The 14,463-nt window shown below is 73.1% G+C and carries 13 protein-coding genes and 1 tRNA gene; 5 read left to right on the top strand and 9 right to left on the bottom strand.

Annotation, left to right across the window (positions count from 1 at the left end; translation table 11 throughout):
• Positions 1-311 precede the first annotated feature (311 nt).
• Genes ehuA through ehuB form a run of 4 tightly spaced genes read right to left on the bottom strand, consistent with a single transcriptional unit; the run spans position 312 to position 3,529 of the window.
• Complete coding sequence (ehuA, locus tag ACFV3R_RS04045; RefSeq protein ID WP_385575069.1) at positions 312-1,193, bottom strand: ectoine/hydroxyectoine ABC transporter ATP-binding protein EhuA; 882 nt, start codon at positions 1,191-1,193, stop codon at positions 312-314.
• Positions 1,183-1,833 carry an ectoine/hydroxyectoine ABC transporter permease subunit EhuD gene (gene ehuD / locus ACFV3R_RS04040; protein WP_385575066.1) on the bottom strand — a complete coding sequence of 217 codons (651 nt, stop codon included), beginning with the start codon at positions 1,831-1,833 and terminating at the stop codon, positions 1,183-1,185. The genes ehuA and ehuD overlap by 11 nt, the downstream gene beginning before the upstream one ends.
• On the bottom strand, positions 1,830-2,600 hold the full coding sequence (gene ehuC / locus ACFV3R_RS04035) for an ectoine/hydroxyectoine ABC transporter permease subunit EhuC (RefSeq protein WP_385575063.1): 771 nt from the start codon (positions 2,598-2,600) through the stop codon (positions 1,830-1,832). Before ehuC ends, ehuD begins: the two co-directional genes overlap by 4 nt.
• The gene (gene ehuB, locus ACFV3R_RS04030) at positions 2,597-3,529 is read right to left on the bottom strand and encodes an ectoine/hydroxyectoine ABC transporter substrate-binding protein EhuB (protein ID WP_385575056.1); all 933 of its coding nucleotides are present in this window, start codon (positions 3,527-3,529) and stop codon (positions 2,597-2,599) included. Before ehuB ends, ehuC begins: the two co-directional genes overlap by 4 nt.
• Before the next feature lie 110 nt (positions 3,530-3,639).
• Here ehuB and ACFV3R_RS04025 point away from each other — a divergent pair, with 110 nt between their 5' ends.
• A complete protein-coding gene (locus ACFV3R_RS04025) occupies positions 3,640-4,140 on the top strand; it encodes a DUF3830 family protein (RefSeq protein ID WP_385575053.1) in 501 nt (166 codons plus the stop codon).
• Between the two features lie 71 nt (positions 4,141-4,211).
• On the opposite strand, the gene ACFV3R_RS04020 is transcribed toward ACFV3R_RS04025, so the two are convergent.
• Entirely contained in the window at positions 4,212-5,633 is a 1,422-nt protein-coding gene (locus ACFV3R_RS04020) for an amidase (RefSeq protein ID WP_385575049.1), read from the bottom strand.
• A 51-nt stretch (positions 5,634-5,684) separates the two neighbouring features.
• The gene (locus ACFV3R_RS04015; RefSeq protein ID WP_385575046.1) at positions 5,685-6,656 is read right to left on the bottom strand and encodes a D-2-hydroxyacid dehydrogenase; all 972 of its coding nucleotides are present in this window, start codon (positions 6,654-6,656) and stop codon (positions 5,685-5,687) included.
• Positions 6,657-6,879: 223 nt separating this feature from the next.
• Between ACFV3R_RS04015 and ACFV3R_RS04010 the strand changes: the two genes are divergently transcribed.
• The 3 genes from ACFV3R_RS04010 (at position 6,880) to ACFV3R_RS04000 (ending at position 9,908) form a co-directional block, all read left to right on the top strand.
• Positions 6,880-7,788, top strand: coding sequence for a decarboxylase (locus tag ACFV3R_RS04010; RefSeq protein WP_385575043.1), 909 nt, complete (start codon positions 6,880-6,882; stop codon positions 7,786-7,788).
• Between the two features lie 120 nt (positions 7,789-7,908).
• Positions 7,909-8,664: a decarboxylase gene (locus ACFV3R_RS04005; RefSeq protein WP_385575039.1), complete on the top strand. Its 756-nt coding sequence runs from the start codon at positions 7,909-7,911 to the stop codon at positions 8,662-8,664.
• Between the two features lie 134 nt (positions 8,665-8,798).
• Positions 8,799-9,908, top strand: a complete 1,110-nt coding sequence (locus tag ACFV3R_RS04000) for an LLM class flavin-dependent oxidoreductase (protein WP_385575034.1) — start codon at positions 8,799-8,801, stop codon at positions 9,906-9,908.
• Positions 9,909-9,952: 44 nt separating this feature from the next.
• Here ACFV3R_RS04000 and ACFV3R_RS03995 read toward each other — a convergent pair whose 3' ends face one another.
• Complete coding sequence (locus ACFV3R_RS03995; protein WP_385575030.1) at positions 9,953-10,702, bottom strand: rhomboid family intramembrane serine protease; 750 nt, start codon at positions 10,700-10,702, stop codon at positions 9,953-9,955.
• Positions 10,703-10,794: 92 nt separating this feature from the next.
• On the bottom strand, positions 10,795-12,771 hold the full coding sequence (locus ACFV3R_RS03990) for a putative bifunctional diguanylate cyclase/phosphodiesterase (protein ID WP_385575027.1): 1,977 nt from the start codon (positions 12,769-12,771) through the stop codon (positions 10,795-10,797).
• A 301-nt stretch (positions 12,772-13,072) separates the two neighbouring features.
• Between ACFV3R_RS03990 and ACFV3R_RS03985 the strand changes: the two genes are divergently transcribed.
• Positions 13,073-14,320 carry a M6 family metalloprotease domain-containing protein gene (locus ACFV3R_RS03985; RefSeq protein ID WP_385575023.1) on the top strand — a complete coding sequence of 416 codons (1,248 nt, stop codon included), beginning with the start codon at positions 13,073-13,075 and terminating at the stop codon, positions 14,318-14,320.
• A 69-nt stretch (positions 14,321-14,389) separates the two neighbouring features.
• Here the strand turns inward: ACFV3R_RS03985 and ACFV3R_RS03980 are convergent.
• Positions 14,390-14,463 (bottom strand) — tRNA-Lys (locus ACFV3R_RS03980).

The following is a 14,463-nucleotide window of genomic DNA, read 5'->3' as shown; positions in this document are numbered from 1 at the left end:
CCCCCCTGCAAGGTCGTGACCGTTGTGCGGTTTCGCGGTGGTGCGGGTGTGGATCGGACGGTGGTGCGGCCTGCCGGAGAGCCGGCCGGGAGGGTACCCGGTCGTGCGCCGCGGCGTGACCCTCCCACGATAGCGGTCAACCGGTTGCCTGGGAGGGTCCGTTGACAGAAAGAACGGGGGTTGCCCTTCCGGTAGGGTCCGGCATCCCCACATGTACTGACAGCGGCATATGCCGTGAGATCCACGGTGGGCGCCGGCGTACGCCCCGTGCCCGGTCCGCGTCCGGCGGCGGTCCGGGCACGGGGACGTGCTCAGACCACGGCCCGCAGGAACTCGCGGGTGCGCTCGTGCCGCGGGTCGCCGAAGATCTGCTCGGGCGGCCCGGACTCGATGACCCGGCCCGAGTCGAACATCAGCACCTCGTCGGAGATGTCCCGGGCGAAGGACATCTCGTGGGTCACGCAGAGCATGGTGATGTCGGTCGAGCGCGCGATGTCCCGCAGCAGGTCCAGCACGCCCGCCACCAGCTCCGGGTCGAGGGCGGAGGTCACCTCGTCCAGCAGCAGCACCTGCGGGCGCATGGCCAGGGCCCTGGCTATCGCCACCCGCTGCTGCTGGCCGCCGGAGAGCTGGGCCGGGTACTTGTCGGTGCAGTCGGTCAGGCCCACCAGCTCCAGCAGCTCGCGGGCGCGCTCCTCGGCCGCCGCCCGGTCCATGCCCAGGACGTGGACGGGGGCCTCGGTGAGGTTGCGCAGCACCCGCATGTTGGGGAAGAGGTTGAACTGCTGGAAGACCATCCCGATGTTCTTGCGCACCTCGCGCATGTGCTTCTCGCCGGCCGGCACCAGCCTCCCGCCGCGTTCCTCGTGGGTGAGGGAGGTGCCGGCCACCGTTATCCGGCCCTCGTCGGGCTTGAGCAGCGTCATCAGCAGCCGCAGGATCGTGGTCTTGCCGGAGCCGGAGGGTCCGATGAGGGTGACGTGCCGGCCGCTGGAGACGGTGAAGTCCAGCGAGTCCAGGACGGTCTGGCTGCCGAAGCGCTTGGTGACCGCGTCGAAGCGGACCAGTTCGGCGGCCCCCTTCCCGGAGGCGGCCGGGGCGGCGGGCCGTGCGGCGGTGGTGGCTGCGTCGTCCGTCGCGCCGCGGGAGCCTGCGGCGGGGGACTCGGGCGTGGGCTGGGGTTCAACGGACAAGGCGGCGCTCCAGGGCTCGCAGGAGGAGGGAGGCGGGGTAGGCGATGACGACGAAAGCGACGCCGACCAGGGCCAGGGGTTCAAGGCTGAGGAAGGTCTGGGCCGAGAACTGCTTGGCCTGGCCCAGCATCTCCAGCACCCCGATGGCGAAGATCATCGGAGAGTCCTTGAGCATCGCGATGACGTAGTTTCCGAGGGCGGGCACCACGCGGCGGATCGCCTGCGGCAGGATCACCGAGGTCCAGGTCCGGCCGCGCGGCAGGCTCAGCGCGGTGGCGGCCTCCCACTGCCCGGCGGGCACCCCGTCGATACCGGCCCGGTACACCTCGGCGGTGTACGTCGAGTAGTGCAGGCCCAGGCCCACGACGCCGGTGGTGAGCGGCGAGAGCGTCAGCCCCCACTCCGGCATCACGTAGTACAGGAAGAACAGCTGCACCAGCAGCGGGGTGTTGCGGACGAACTCGGTGACGGCCGTCACCGGCCAGCGCACCACCCGCAGGTCCGAGCGCTGCGCCAGCGCCCACACCAGGCCGAGCGCGAAGGCGATCAGGGCGCCGAGCACCAGCGCCTGCAGGGTGACGAGCAGACCGTCCCAGAACATCGGCAGGAAGTCGCCCACCGCGGACCAGTGGAACCTCATCGCTGGACACCCCCCTCACCGGCGGCAGGGGTCCGGCCCGGGCCGGCGGCCGCCGGACCCGCCTGCTCCGGTACGGCGAGGCGGCGGCTGAGGCCGGCCCGCGGTGGCGGGGTGCGGCCGACACCGGCCTTGGCCCGCCGCTCCACCACGCGCATGCCGCGGGTGATGACGAAGGCCAGCACGAAGTACATGACGAGGATGACGGTGTAGACCGGCGCGCTCTGCGAGAGCGCGTTGCGCACCAGCGAGGCGTTGAAGGCGATGTCGCCGACGCCGAGGATCGAGACCAGCGCGGTGCCCTTGAGCAGCTCGATCGAGAGGTTGTTGAAGGGCGGGACCATCTCGGGCCACGCCTGCGGCAGCCAGATCTTGCGCAGCTGCTGGAAGGGCGTGAAGTTCAGCGCCACGCCCGCCTCCCGCTGCGCCACCGGCACCGCCGCCAGCGCGCCGCGGACGATCTCCGAGCCGTAGGCGCCGTAGGTGAGGCCGAGAGTGAGGACGGCGGCCCACATCGGTACCAGCTGCCAGCCCAGTCCGACCGGCAGGCCGAAGAAGACCAGGAACATCAGGACCAGCGCGGAGGTGCCGCGGAAGACCTCGAAGTAGGCGCCGGAGACGAACCGCACGATCCACAGCCGGTGCGTCCTGGCCACGCCGACCACGAACGCCAGGACGAGGGCGAGGGCGGCGCTCGCCACCGTGAGCTGCACGGTGACCCAGACGCCGCTCAGCAGAAGCTTCCACAGACCCCAGGTGATGTCGCTCATGGCTGACACTTCTCCTTGGCCGTGATGGTCGTCATCTGCTTCTCTCCGAAGCCGAACGGCCGCATGACCCGCAGCAGTTCGCCGCTGGCGCGCATCTTGTGGAGCTCGGTGTTGAAGGCGTCGCGCAGGTTCGACTCCGAGGGGCGGAAGGCGAAGGCGCCCACGTCGATCACCGGCTTGCCGTCGACCAGCGGCGTGACCTCGGCCGTCGCCTCGGCCTTGGTGGTCCTCGACTGCTTGACGACGTTGCGGACGGTCACCGCGGTGCCGGCGAAGACGTCGATGCGGCCCTGTTCCACGGCGAGCAGGCCGGCGAGCGGGTCGGGGAGGGTGCCCACGTGCCGGACGCCGCCCTCCTTGGCGTAGGCGATCTCCGCGTAGCCGACGCCGGTGGCCAGTCGCGCCCCGGCCTTGGCGACGTCGCGGTAGCTGTGCAGGTTCATCGGGTTGCCGCGGCGGACGATGAACGCGTCGAGCATCTGGTACTCGGGGTCGGCGAAGAGGACCTGTTGGCATCGGTCGGGGTTGATGTACATCCCGGCGGCGACTACGTCGAACTGCTGTGAGTTGAGCCCGGTGATCAGGGAGCCGAACTCGGTGGCGAAGGGCTGGACGTCCGGGACGCCGAGGCGGCCGAAAATGATCTTCGCGACGGTGGGTGAGGTGCCGGTCATCCTCCCGTCGCGGCCTATGTAGCCGTAGGGCTGTTCACCCGCCAGGCCCAGCTTGACCGTGCCCTGGGCCTTCAGCCGTTCCAGCAGGTCACCCCCGTTGCCGGCGTCTTCCAGGGAGATCCGGCTGCAGGCGCTGGTGAGGCCCGTCGTGGCCGCCGTACCGAGCGCCGCCACCCCCGCGAGCAGCGATCGGCGAGGCAGTGCACCTCTCAACTGGCGTCTCTGTCTTGGGTACTTCTCCTGTGGTGGAGCCATGGGCGCGCCGCTACCCGCTCCACGGCCGGGTTATGCCGGTCGTTTCCAGCCCGTAAGACGATCTGCACGAGATGTTCCGTTCGCCGGGGTCGCGTCCCTACGATCGGATCATGACCGAGCGCTACATCGAAGTCTCCCTCGACAAGCGCGGTGTCACCTGCACCGCGAAACTGCTCGACGACCGCGCACCGATCACCTGCAACGCCGTGTGGAACGCGCTGCCGCTGGGCGGCGACGTCTACCACGCCAAGTACGCCCGCAACGAGATCTACGCCCTCGTGCCGCCCTTCGCCCCGGAGGAGCCGCCACTGGAGAACCCCACCATCACGCCGATCCCCGGCGACCTGTGCTACTTCACCTTCACCCAGACCCAGTTGGGCAACGCCGCCTACGGCTACGAGGACAGCTCCCAGGCGCGGCGCACCACCACCGTGGTCGACCTCGCGCTGTTCTACGAGCGCAACAACCTGCTGATCAACGGTGACGCGGGCTGGGTGCCGGGCATCGTGTGGGGGCAGGTCGTCGACGGCCTGGACCGCATGGCCGACGCCTGCCAGGACCTCTGGCGCGCCGGCGCCGTCGGCGAGACCCTCAACTACCGCCGGGCCTGAGGCCCGCCGCACCTCGGGGCCGGTCGGGACGGTGCTCGCAGCCGCCGCCCGGGCCGGCCCCGGGGCACGCCTCAGTCCGGCAGCACCGGCCGCGGCAGGTCCGCCACCCCCGCCTCGTACAGCGTGTGCGCCGCCCGCAGCACCAGGGCGTCGGCGTGCCGGGCCCCGACCAGCTGGGCGCCGATCGGCAGCCCCCGGGAGTCCAGGCCGCAGGGCAGGCTGGCCGCGGGCTGCTGCGTCATGTTGAACGGGTAGGTGAACGGCGTCCACTCCGTCCACCGCCGCATCCCCGACCCGGCCGGCACCTCCACGCCCGCCTCGAACGCCGTCAGCGGCTCGGTGGGCAGCAGCAGGAGGTCGTAGCGGGTGTGGAAGTCGCCCATGGCCCGGCCCAGCGCCATCCGCTCGTCCACCGCCGCCAGGTAGTCCAGCGCCGTCAGCCGCGCCCCCTGCTCGCAGATCTCGCGCAGCCCCGGGTCCAGCAGCTCGCGCCGCTCGGGGTCCATGTGCTGCACGACGCGGGCCGCGCCGCTGAACCACAGCGTCTCGAAGGCCTCGCGCGGATCGCTGACCCCGGGGTCCGTCTCCTCGACGACCGCGCCGAGTTCGGCCAGCCGCTCGGCCACCCGGCGCACGGCCCGCGCCACCTCGGGGTCGACCGGCACGTCCCAGCCCAGCCGGGGGCTGTAGGCGATCCGCAGGCCCCGCACGTCCGCCCGGCACTCTGCGGCGAACGACTGCGCGGGGGGCGCCTGTTGCGACCAGTCCCGCCAGTCGGAGCCGCTGAGGACGTCGAGCATCAGGGCGGCGTCGGCGGCGTCCCGCGTCATCGGGCCGGTGTGCGCCAGCGTCCCGAACGGACTGGAGGGGTACATCGGCACGCGCCCGTAGGTCGGCTTCAGCGCGAAGATCCCGCAGAACGAGGCGGGGATGCGCACCGAGCCCCCGCCGTCCGTCCCCACGCTCAGCGGCCCCGCACCGGCCGCCACCGCGGCCGCGGCCCCGCCGCTGGACCCGCCGGCGGTGCGCGCCGGGTCGTAGGGGTTGCCGGTCACGCCGTGGCGCGGACTGTCGGTGACGCCCTTCCAGGCGAACTCCGGTGTCGTGGTGCGGGCGAGGAAGACGGCCCCGTGCTCCCGCAACCGGGCCACCGGCGGCGCGTCCTCGTCCCACGGGCCGTCCTGTGGGCTGATGGTCAGGGAGCCGCGGAGCGTCGGCGTGTCCCGCATCAGCACCAGGTCCTTGACGGTGACCGGCACGCCGTCGAGCAGGCCGAGCGGCGAACCGGCGCGCCACCGGTCGGCCGACGCCTTCGCCTGGGCCAGGGCCTGGTCGGCCGATATGGCGGTGAAGGCGTTCACGCTCCGCTGCGCGGCCTCGGCGCGGGCGAGGGCGGCCTCGGTGGCCTCGACGGGGGTGAAGTCGCCGGCCGCGTACCCCGCGGTCAGGGCGACGGCGGTGAACTCGGCGAGGTCGGTGGGGGCTTGCGGCAACGTGTCCTCCAGGATGCGGGGTGCTCGGTGGACGGTGGCGGGCGGGCCGGATCAGTCCACGGGGACGTAGCCCCGGCGCTTGTCGACCACGTTGCGGGGGGTGCGGCCGGCCGCCCAGAGGTCGAAGTTGTCGGCGAACTGCTCGGCCAGCGCGTCACGCCAGCCCAGCGTGTCCCCGCTCATGTGCGGGGAGACCACCAGGTGCGGCACGTCCCACAACGGGTCGTCGGGGGCCAGGGGCTCGTGCTCGAAGACGTCGAGGGCCGCCGCGGCGATCCGCCTCTCCCGCAGTGCGGCCACCAGGTCGCGCTCGACGACCAGCGGCCCGCGGCCGATGTTGACGAACCGGGCGGTCTCCTTCATCAGGGCGAAGGTGCGGCGGGCGAACATGCCGCGGTTCTCCTCGGTGAGCGGCGCCGCGCACACCACCCAGTCGGCGGAGGGCAGAAGACGGTCCAGCTCCGCCGCCGCACGGACCTGTTCGAATTCGGGGTCCTGCGGCCTGGCGGTCCGCCCCACCAGGTCCACGGCGACACCCAGTGCCTTGAGAGTGCGTCCGACCGCGCGACCGATGGGCCCGGAACCCACCACGAGTGCACGGCTTCCCGCAACCCGCAGTGTCTCCCGGTGCCGCCAACGCCGTTGCCGTTGGAGTTCCCAGGTGCCGTGGAAATCCTTCGCCATCGCGATGACGAGTCCGGCGACGTACTCGGCGATGGGTTGTTCGAACACGCCGCGCGCGTTGGTGACGAGCGTGTCGTCGGCAACCAGGGCGGGGCACAGCAGGCGGTCGACGCCGGCGCTGGCGGTGTGCACCCAGGCCGGCCGCGGCCCGTCGCCGGGCCACGCGTCCCGCACGGCGTCGGAGGTGAAGTCCCAGGCCAACAGCACGTCGGCGGTGGGTAGTTGCTCGGCCAGCTGCTTCTCGTCGGTATGGACCACGCGGGCCCGGCCGGCCAGTCGGCCGAGATCGGGCGGCGCGGCGTCGGCTCCGCCGAGGACGAGGACGGTGCATGAGGTCATTGGCCAGAAACCGTTCTGTAACGCGCGGGCTTTTTACTGGTCGGGCCGGGATCGTGGTGTCGGCAAAGCCTTTTCCGATCGAGGATTGACCACGCTAAGAACTCGTAACTACCGTGTCAACAACGGATCTGTCCCGACGTCCCGGCTTGTTCCGGCAGCTCCAAATTCCTCGGCCAATGGCCTGTTTCGTCGTCCCTTTTTCTTCTTTTTCTGGGGCCAATGTATGGACGTCTCTTTCCTCGGGGGCCCGGAACCCCAACGCGGCGTCGGTGTCGTCGCGCCCTTCGACTTCGCCCTCGACCGCGAACTGTGGCGCTGGGTACCCGACAGCGTCTCCCTCCACCTCACCCGCACCCCCTTCGTCCCCGTCGAGGTCAGCCTCGACATGGCACGGCTCGTCAGCGAGCACGAGACCCTGCGGGAGGCCGTCCAGGCACTCGGCGCGGTGGAGCCCCGGGTGGTGTCCTACGCCTGCACCTCGGGCAGCTTCGTCGGCGGCGTCACCGGTGAGCGCGGCATGTGCGCCGCCATGCGCGAGGTGGGCGAGGTCCCGGCCCTGACCACCTCCGGAGCGCTCCTCCAGGCGCTGGGCGAGGTCGGGGCGCGCCGGGTCGCCGTCGTCACCCCGTACACCAAGTCCGTGACGGACTCGCTGGAGTCCTTCCTCGGCGAGGGCGGCGTGCACGTCACCGGCCGCGCCTACCTCGGACTGACCCGGCACATCTGGAAGGTGCCCTACCGCGACGTGGTCGACATGGCCCGGCAGGCGGTGGTGGGCGGGGCCGACGCGCTGTTCATCAGCTGCACCAACCTCCCCACCTACGACGTCATCCCGCAGCTGGAGGCCGAGCTGCGCATGCCGGTGCTCTCGGCGAACCAGGTGACGATGTGGAGCGCGCTGCGGGCGATAGGCGCCGAGGCCGTCGGCCCCTACCAGGCGCTGCTGGACCCGGCGGCGCGCAGCGGCCCCGCGGGCTGGCCCGCCCGCACGCCCCACCACGGCCTCCCCCTGGTCGCCGATCCGCTGGTGGCCGCCGAGGCCGCCGTGGCCGGAGCCGGGGACTTCGAGGTGGTGGAGGGGGTGGAGCAGCCGGCCCTGCCCGACGAGCCGGGCGGTCAACCGCCCGTGTGACCCGGCCGTCGGGCGGCACCCCGGTGCCGCCCGGCAGCAGCCGCCCCGCCCCGGGCCCGCGCCGGGGACGGGGGTCGCAGCACCGCACCCGGGCACCCGCCCGGAGAGATGGAGAGTGCCATGCCCACGGTCGGCTTCCTCTACCCCGGTCACTCCGCCGAGGACGACTACCCCCGGCTGGAGGAGATCCTGAACGACGCCGAGGACAGCGGCGAGGTCAGGCTGCCCCTGGTCCACACCGACATCGGCGAGGACGCCCACCGCGTCGACGCGCTGCTGGAGATGGGCGCCGCCCACCGGCTCGCCGACGGTGTTGCCGACATCGTCTCCCGCGGCGCCCAGGCCGTGGTGTGGGCCTGCACCAGCGCCAGCTTCGTCTTCGGCTGGGCGGGCGCCCACGACCAGGTCCGCGAGCTGTCGGAGACCGCGGGACTGCCCGCTTCCAGCACCTCCTTCGCCTTCGCCCGTGCGGTGCGGGCCCTCGGCGCCACCCGGGTCGCCGTCGCCGCGACCTACCCGGCCGACGTCGCCGCGCACTTCGAGGCGTTCCTGCGGGCCTCGGGCACCGAGGTCGTCGCCACCCGCGGCAGCGGCATCATCACCGCAGCCGAGGTCGGCACCTGGGGCCTGCCGGAGGTCCTTGCGATGGCACGGGCCGGCGACCACCCCGACGCGGAGGCGGTGCTGCTGCCCGACACCGCCCTGCACACCGCCGCCTACCTCCCGGACCTGGAGGAGGCCCTGCACAAACCGGTGCTCACCGCCAACCAGGTCACCGTCTGGGAGGGGCTGCGCCTGGTGGAGCACGGTGTGGTCTGCCCGCGGCTCGGCACGCTCTTCAGCCGGCACGCCCCGGTACCGGCGGCGACGGGCTGAGCGCGGACCGTACGCGGGCGTGGGCGACGGAATAACGGCTGGTCCGGCTCGGTTGCGCTGGAGCGGCGCGGCGGTGCCCCCACGGGTGCCGCCGGCCGCGCAAGAACCCCGCAGTGACCGAGGAGGCCCCGCCCGTGAGCGGCGACGACGACCAGCACGACGAGATCCGCGGCACCGCCCGGGGCACCTCGCCCGTCCCCCTGTCCGTACTGGACCTGGTGACCGTCGGGGCGGGCACCACCGCCACCGACGCGATCCGCACCGGCGTGGAGATCGCCCGGACCGCCGAGCGCCGCGGCTTCACCCGCTACTGGGTCGCCGAGCACCACTCGATGCCGGGCGTGGCCTCCTCCTCGCCCGCGGTGCTGCTGGCCCACCTCGCCGCCCACACCGACCGCATCCGCCTCGGCTCGGGCGGCGTGATGCTGCCCAACCACGCACCGCTGGTCATCGCCGAGCAGTTCGGCACCCTGGAGGCCATGGCGCCGGGCCGCGTCGACCTGGGCCTGGGCCGGGCCCCCGGCACCGACGGCGCCACCGCCGCCGCCCTGCGCCGTACCGACAGGCTCCGGGAGGGCGCCGACGACTTCCCCCAGCACCTCGCCGAGCTGCTGCGCTTCCTCGACGACGACTTCCCCGACGGCCACCCCTACGCCCGCATCCACGCCGTGCCGGGCCCGGTGCAGTCCCACGCAGCGGGCGGGGTGCAGTCCGCGCACCGGCCGCCGGTGTGGCTGCTGGGCTCCTCCGGCTTCAGCGCGCAGCTCGCCGGGCAGCTGGGGCTGCCGTTCGCCTTCGCCCACCACTTCTCGGCCGCCAACACCGTGCCGGCGCTGGACCTCTACCGCGAGACCTTCCGGCCCTCCGCCGTCCTGGACGAGCCCTACGCGCTGATCGGCGTGGCGGCGCTGGCCACGGAGACGGAGGCCGAGGCGCGCCGCCAGGTACTGACCGGCGCGCTGTCGATGCTGCGGCTGCGCACCGGCCGCCCCGGGCTGGTGCCCACGCCCGAGGAGGCCGCGGCGTACGCCTTCAGCGACATCGAGCGGGACTTCGTCGACGACTGGCTCGGCAACATCGTCCACGGCACCCCGGACGCCGTCCGCGACGGGCTGGACGCCCTCGCCAAGCGGACCGGCGCGAACGAGCTGATGATCACCGCCAACGCCCACACCGGCGCCGTCCGCGCCCGCTCCTACGAGCTGATCGCGGACGCCTACGACCTGCCCGGCCTCGGCGCCTGACCACGCGGCGGCCCGACCCCCAGGGGGCCGGGCCGCCGCCGTGCTCACAGCAGGCCGAGGTCCTTCAGCTCCTGGTGCAGGTCCCCCCGGGGATGGCCGTCGGGCGCGCCCTGGACGGCCGGTGCGGAGGGCTGCCCGGCACCGCCGGCCATCGCCGGCGCGGCAGCGGCCTTCCGCTCGCGGGAGCGCCGCCGGTCGCGGAAGAGCCAGGCGCCGACGAGCCCGCCGGCCAGCCCGCCCAGGTGCGCCAGCCAGCTGATGCCGGGCGCCCCGGGCACCGCGACGGTCAGCATGTAGGCGAAGGACGCCGCCATCACCACGCCGATGAGCGAGTCGACGAGGTTGCGGTCGAACAGGCCGCGCACCACCACGTAACCGAAGTAGCCGAAGACCAGCCCGCTGGCCCCGACGGTGTAGTGGTCACCGGACTCGAAGACCCACACCGTCAGTCCGCTGACCACCGCCACCAGCGCCGTCAGCCCCAGGAAGCGGGCCACCCCGCGGTAGGCGGCGAGGAAGCCGAACACGAAGAGCGGCCCCGAGTTGGACTCGATGTGCGACCAACTGCCGTGCAGCAGCGGCGCGGTGAGGATGTCCGGCAGGCGCGTCAGGTCGCCGGGGACCAGCCCGTACTCCCGGTCCAGCGCGTAGTGCCCGCTCCAGTTCGCCAGCTGCACCGCCCACAGCAGCGCCAGGAAGGCCACCATCACGAACAGCCCCCGGCGTGCCTCCGCCACCAGCAGGGCGGCGCCACCCCCTGAGGTATCCCGCGCCTGCGTACCCGACCCGGCCATCGCCGTCCTCCCTTTCCCGGACGTCCCCCGCCCGGCCCCGGACAAAGCGTAGGGCCACCCGCCGCAGGGCCGCTCACGCACCGGGGAACGCGTCAGCCCAGGAGGGGCACGTCCGGCGGGTCGTCCAGCATGGCCGTGATGTCCTCGGCCGGCACGGGACGCGAGTAGAGCCAGCCCTGCCCGGTGTCGCAGCCGATCCGCCGCAACCGCTCGGCCTGCTCCACGCTCTCCACGCACTCGGCCGTCACCGTCAGCCCCAGCCGGTGCGCGAGCGTCACCAGCGCCTCCACGATCGTCTCGTCGGCGGGGCTCGGGTGCTCGGGGGAGCGGAAGCCGCGGACGAAGGACCCGTCCAGCTTCAGCACCGACACCGGAAGACGGCTGAGGTAGGCGAGGTTGGAGTAGCCGGTGCCGAAGTCGTCGATGGCGATGCCCACGCCCATGTCGCTGAGCTCCTGGAGGGCCTGCAGCGGCCGCCCCGCGGAGCCCATCACGGCGGACTCCGTCAGCTCCAGTTGCAGCAGGTGCGGCGGCAGGCCCGTCTCCGCCAGGATCGCGGCGACGTCCGCCACCAGGTCGGAGTCCCACACCTGCCGCACGGCGACGTTGACGCTGACGAACAGCGGCCGCCGGCCGGGGTGGCGGACGTGCCAGTCCCGGGCCTGACGGCAGGCCTCGCGCAGCACCCAGCGGCCGAGCTCGACGATGGCGCCGTTCTCCTCGGCGAGCTGGATGAACCGCCCCGGCGGCAGCAGCCCGAACTGCGGGTGGCGCCAGCGCACCAGCGCCTCCACACCGTGCGGACGGCCGTCGGCGAGGTCCACCAGCGGCTGGTACTCCAGCGTGAACTCGCCCCGCTCCAGGGCGGGCCGCAGCGTCGAGGACAGCGCCTGCCGGGTCATGCGGTGCGCGTTGCGCTCGGGGTCGAACAGCGTCCAGCGGGCCTTGCCGTCCTCCTTGGCCCAGTACAGCGTCGTGTCCGCGGCCTGCATCAGCGCGGTCGCGGTGGTCCCGGCCGCCAGCCGCTCCACCACCCCGATGCTCGCCGACAGCGACAGCCGCTGGCCGGCCAGGTCGAAGGGCCGCTCCAGGGCGTCCAGCACCCGCTGGGCCAGGTCGGCGAGCTGCTCGGTCCCCGAGGAGTCCTCCACCAGCAGGGCGAACTCGTCACCGCCGAGCCTGGCCACCAGGTGGCCGCCGTCCCCGTCCGCGCCGCCCGGTTCCGCGGCGACCCGGTTCAGGCGCCGGGCGACCGCGCCCAGCAGCCGGTCGCCCACATGGTGGCCCAGGGTGTCGTTGACCGCGTTGAAACCGTCGAGGTCGAGGTAGCAGACGCCGATCCGCCCGGTGGCGCCCTGCTCGAAGGCGGTGGTCTCCAGAGCCGCCGTCAGGCGCTCGAAGAACAGGGCGCGGTTGGGGAGCAAGGTGACCGGATCGTGCATCTGGCGGTGGCGCAGCTGGGCCAGCAGGTCCTGGCGGTCGCTGACGTCGCCGAGGGCCAGCAGGGACCGGGCCTCGGGCAGCGCGACGACGGTCAGCTCCACCCACACCACCTCCCCGCCCGCTCCGCGCAGCCGCCGGGTGCCGCACCGCCCGCCGCCACCGCCGAGGGCGGCCCGGTAGGCGGTGCCCACCGCGTCGGCCGCGTCCAGGGCCAGCACCTCGGTGAGCACCGCGGGCGTGACCGCCTGCGGGTCCACCCCCAGCAGCGCGCCCAGTGCGCGGTTGGCCGTCACCACCCGCCCGGCGGCGTCCAGCACCGCCATGGCGGCGGGAGCCGCGTCGAACGCGGCCCGGTGCGGGGGAGCGGCCGGGGCGCCGCCCTCGTGACCGTGGGCCGGCAGGTGGCGTTCCTCCTCACCCGGGCGGGGGACGGCCGGCTGCGGCCCCGCCGGCTGCTGCCCGGCCTGCTGCCGGGGCGGGAGACCCGGCTCCGCGGCGGGCTCGGGTCTGCCACCGGAGTGGTCCGCCAGCTCCTCGCAGGGCGGACCGTCACCGTGGTCACCTTGGGTGACGATCGGCAGTCTGGTCGCGGGGGCGCGGCGTGTGCCGTCGGAGTGTCCGCTCACTGCTCGCTCCCGTGGCGCCTGTCTCGTCCGGAGGGGGATCCGCGCTGGAAAGTCTGGCGATCATAGAGGTTCGCGCGACGGTCCAGCCAGTGACGATCCCGCCGCCGTCAAGACCTGTGACGGATGTTTGACGATTTCTGCCCAACTCTGCGCATGGGCACTCTTCCAACGATCGTATGTCACGGTGCGTTACGGGTGAGGGGCGGGAACGCGTCACTCGTCTGGGGTGCCGGAACAGGGCGTGTCGCGCCCTGACCGCGGATGGTGAGGAGGTGACCCCAACCAGTAACGGGAGGTTGACGTGGGGTGTGCCCAGACACCGCCCGGCAGGGCCCGTCACCGCCGTCGTCGTGGCGCGGCCGCGGCCGCCTGCCTCAGCGCGGTCATAGCCACCTCCGTCGTCACGGCACCGGCGACGGCATCCGGCACGGCGACGCCCTGCGGCCCCGACCGCACCGGCGCGCACCACTCCGAGGGGGTGGCCCCCTGGAACACGGCCTACCCCCGCCCCGACCGTCCGCGCGACGCGGTCATGATCTTCCTGTCCTTCCCCGACGCCGAGCCCACCGCCGACCCGGACCGGCTCGCTGCCGACTACTTCCCCTCGACGACCCGGTTCTTCGCCCGGGCCTCCTACGGACGCTTCACCCTCCGGCCGCACATACACCGGCGCTGGGTCCGGATGCCGCACAGCTCCAGCAGCTACGGCATACGCCGGGACTGGGACGCCGGACACCGCTCGGCGTACCTGCGCGACGCGGTGGCCGCCGCCGACCCCGGTGTCGACTTCAGCCGCTACGACCTGGTCTACCTGGTCGCCGACCCCGACGCGCCGGGCGTCGACTCCGACGCCACGAAGGTGGTCAACCTCGACCGTCCGCTGCACGCGGACCACACCTCGCTGCCGCGCTTCGTGACCTCCTTCGAGCAGAGCCCGCCCGACCGCAACGTCCTCGCCCACGAGACGGGACACGTCTTCGACCTGCCGGACCTCTACCACCGGCCCACGGACGGCAAGGGCGACTGGGACACCCACGTCGGCGACTGGGACCTCATGGGCAGCCAGTTCGGACTGGCCCCCGAACCCTTCGCCTGGCACAAGTGGCGCCTCGGCTGGATCAAGGACTCCCAGGTCGACTGCGCCGCCCTCTCCCCGGACACCGTCCACACCCTGCGCCCGGTCGCGGCCCCCGCCGAACCCGGCGAGGAGCGCCGCACCCGCATGGTGGTGGTCCGCACCGGACCGGACCGCGCGCTCGCCATCGAGGCCCGCACCCGCGTGGGCAACGACGTCACGGCCTGCCGCGAGGGAGTCCTCGTCTACCGGGTCGACGCGGACGTCACCTCGGGCGAGGGGCCGATCCAGGTGCTGGACGGCCACCCCGGCACCGCCGCGTGCCGCGGCTCCTCGGTCTACCCGCCCCTGGCGGACGCCCCCCTCGGGGCCGGCGAGAGCCTGGACGTCCCCGGCGCGGGCGTACGGGTGGAGGTGGCCGGCCGCACCGCTGACGGCGACTGGCAGGTGAAGGTGACGGCACCCAGGTCCTGACATGGGCAGACATCACCGGGTACAGACACACCGAGGGCCTCCACGATCGTGGAGGCCCTCGGTCTCAGGTGCGCCGCCAGGGACTCGAACCCCGGACCCGCTGATTAAGAGTCAGCTGCTCTAACCAACTGAGCTAGCGGCGC

This window comes from Streptomyces sp. NPDC059740 (genome assembly GCF_042733155.1).
GTDB lineage: Bacteria > Actinomycetota > Actinomycetes > Streptomycetales > Streptomycetaceae > Streptomyces.
Note: the sequence above shows the minus strand (reverse complement) of the source record. Positions and strands in the feature narration are given on the sequence as shown.

Bases quoted from the DNA above. Each gene is read 5' to 3' on its own strand.
- ACFV3R_RS04005 (WP_385575039.1), top strand. From the start codon at position 7,909: ATGCCCACGGTCGGCTTCCTCTACCCCGGTCACTCCGCCGAGGACGAC.
- ehuC (WP_385575063.1), bottom strand. From the start codon at position 2,600: ATGAGCGACATCACCTGGGGTCTGTGGAAGCTTCTGCTGAGCGGCGTC.
- ACFV3R_RS04015 (WP_385575046.1), bottom strand. From the start codon at position 6,656: ATGACCTCATGCACCGTCCTCGTCCTCGGCGGAGCCGACGCCGCGCCG.
- ACFV3R_RS03995 (WP_385575030.1), bottom strand. From the start codon at position 10,702: ATGGCCGGGTCGGGTACGCAGGCGCGGGATACCTCAGGGGGTGGCGCC.
- ehuB (WP_385575056.1), bottom strand. From the start codon at position 3,529: ATGGCTCCACCACAGGAGAAGTACCCAAGACAGAGACGCCAGTTGAGA.
- ACFV3R_RS04025 (WP_385575053.1), top strand. From the start codon at position 3,640: ATGACCGAGCGCTACATCGAAGTCTCCCTCGACAAGCGCGGTGTCACC.
- ehuD (WP_385575066.1), bottom strand. From the start codon at position 1,833: ATGAGGTTCCACTGGTCCGCGGTGGGCGACTTCCTGCCGATGTTCTGG.
- ACFV3R_RS04010 (WP_385575043.1), top strand. From the start codon at position 6,880: ATGGACGTCTCTTTCCTCGGGGGCCCGGAACCCCAACGCGGCGTCGGT.